Annotated in this window: 3 protein-coding genes; 1 reads left to right on the top strand and 2 read right to left on the bottom strand. The window is 71.1% G+C overall.

Features of this window, described 5'->3' with window-relative positions:
* Positions 1 to 1,124 (bottom strand): murein transglycosylase A (gene mltA, locus AC3XYG_RS29450; protein WP_489143438.1); only part of this gene is annotated, 1,124 nt, incomplete at its 3' end.
* On the bottom strand, positions 1,125 to 1,328 hold the full coding sequence (locus tag AC3XYG_RS29445) for a DUF4169 family protein (protein WP_489143437.1): 204 nt from the start codon (positions 1,326 to 1,328) through the stop codon (positions 1,125 to 1,127).
* Between the two features lie 240 nt (positions 1,329 to 1,568).
* On the opposite strand from AC3XYG_RS29445, the gene AC3XYG_RS29440 reads away from it, so the two are divergent.
* Positions 1,569 to 2,522: AsmA family protein (locus AC3XYG_RS29440; RefSeq protein WP_489143436.1), on the top strand; the 954-nt coding region annotated here is incomplete at its 3' end.

The following is a 2,522-nucleotide window of genomic DNA, read 5'->3' as shown; positions in this document are numbered from 1 at the left end:
TACCGGGCCGGCGCCGCCAGTCCCAGCGTGGCGCGCGGCACCAGCATGAAGGCGCGGCCTTCCGCGTTCATGGCGCTGGCCAGGTTGCCGGCGTCATGCCCCTCGCCCCAGTACAGGTCGCCGCGGATCGGGCCGCGGATGGCGCCGCCGATATCCTGCGCCAGCACCAGCCGCCGCAGTGTCCGGTTCGGCACCGTCGGGTCGTCCTCGATATCGAGCCAGATCGGCGTGCCCAGCGTGATGTAGTCCTTGTCGACCGCCAGGCTGCGCCCCGCGGTCAGCGGCACGTCATGCGCCCCGACCACATCCGCCGCCGTCTTCTCGCGGAAATAGACGTAGCTCGGGTTCTGGTTCATCAGCCATTGGGTGCGGTCGGGGTTGGCCAGCATCCAGTTGCGGATATAGCCCATCGACATCTCGTCCAGCGTGGCGACGCCGGAATCGACCAGCACCCGGCCCACCGCCTTGTAGCGCTGGCCGTTCTGGCCGTCGAACTTCAGCCCGATGATGCTGCCATCGGTCAGCCGGACCTTGCCGGAGCCCTGGATCTCCAGGAAGAAGGCGTCGATCGGGTCGTCGACCCAGACGATCTCGTAGCCGCGGCCCTCCAGCGCGCCACGGGCGATCGCCGCCCGGCTCTGGCGCCGGTCACGGTCGCGCGACGGGGTGCTGTACAGCGGCGTCTGGAACGCGCCGCCGCGCACGCGGCTGCCGTTCAGCTCGGGCGCGAAATAGCCGGTGAAGCGGCCGGATTGGCCGCCGCTGAGGCCGGTCAGGGTCACCGGGGTGAACCAGGCCTCGAAGAACCGGCGGATCTGGGTGCGGTCGCGGCCGGTCTGGCGGTTGGCGTCGTCGCAGATCGGCCGCCAGTCCTCGACCGGGCCGGAGATGCCGTTGTAGTTCAGCCGGGTGCCCGCGGGCTTGCCGGCATAGACGCTGCAGGTGTTCCACACCGCCGGCATGACAGCGGCCAGATCATCCTCGTCCCAGCCGGGCAGGTGCTGGAAATCGGTGGCGACGCCGCCGGTGCCGCCACCGGCCGGCGGCCGCGTGGGGCCGCCGCAGCCGGCCAGGATCAGCCCCAGCACTGCCGCCAGGGCCGCGATGCGCATGATGGGCCGCATCTACGCCTTGCCTCCGTCCGGGTCTTCGGTGTCCTCGATGCGGTGGCCTTCATGGGTCCGGTCGCCGCGCTCGGCCTCGTTGGCATCGCGCTGCTTCTCGGCCCCGGTGCGGCCGAAACGGGTGCGGTTCTCGCGGGCCTGCGCCTCTTTCTCGGCGCGGTCCCTGGCCTTGCGGGCCTGTCGCAGATTGATCACGTCCCCCATCGGCCGCCTGCCTCGCTGTCCCGTGCCGGTCCGCCTGACGACGGCCTGCCCCGACACTATCCGAAACCATGCCGGGCCGAAACGGTGGCCGCTCGACCGGTGGTGTCCGGCGCGATACAAGGTTGTCCTAAGCCGATTGTCCCGCTGTTTTGTCTCAATGTTTGTTTTGTATTGTGATTCCATCAGGCGATTTCCGATCATGCCCCGGAGTCGCATCCCCGCAGACGACGCTTGGGCGCAGTGAAGAAACTCCTCTTCGGTCTCCTCATCCTTCTCGTCCTGCTCGTCGCCGCGGTGCTCGTGGTGCCGGGGCAGATCGACTGGACGCCCTATCGCGGCCGGATCGCCGAGGAAATCGGTGCGCTGACCGGGCGTGCCGTGGCGATCGACGGCCCGGTTTCGTTCGAGATGCTGCCGATGCCGCGTCTCACCGCCGGCGACATCCGCGTCGCCAGCGTGCCCGGCGCGGAGGTGCCTGATTTCCTGACGGCGACCGATGTCGACCTGCGGGTGGCGCTGTTTCCGCTGCTGCTCGGCCGCATCGAGGTCGAAGGCATCGCCTTCCAGCAGCCGAGCGTGGCGCTGGAGACGCTGCCGGACGGGCGCCATTCCTGGGACGGGCTGGGCGCCGGCACTGGCCACCGCTTCGCCGCCGCCGCGGCGTCGATCCGGCAGGGCTCGATCCTGTGGCTCGACCGCCGCGCCGGCCGCCAGATCGGCATCGACACCGTGGATGCGCGGCTGACCACGGGCGGCGAAGGCGCACCGACCGCGATCGCCGGCACCGGCGTGGTCGCCGGCGTGCCGATGACGCTCGACCTGGCGCTGCAGCCGCGCTCGCCGCTCGGCGCTCTGCCGGTGACAGCGACGGTCGGCCTCGATGCGACCGAGGCGCGGCTGGGCGGGCTGCTGCGGCCCGATGGGGGCCTGCAGGGCGACATCTCGGTGGTCGGCAAGGACCTCGACGCCAGCCTGGCGCGGATCGGGGTGAAGCTGCCCACCTCGTCGTCGCGGCCCGGCGTCTTCGCCCTGCGCGGCACCGTGCTGGTCGCCGCCGATCCCTCGGGCGCCGACCAGATCCAGCTGTCCGACCTGACCGCCGATCTCGGCGACATGCGCGCCGCCGGCGGGCTGACGGTCACGCTCGCCGCCGTGCCGCGCGTCGAAGCGACGCTCGGCTTCAACCGGCTGGCC

It is taken from the genome of Inquilinus sp., from assembly GCF_057815775.1.
Note: the sequence above shows the minus strand (reverse complement) of the source record. Positions and strands in the feature narration are given on the sequence as shown.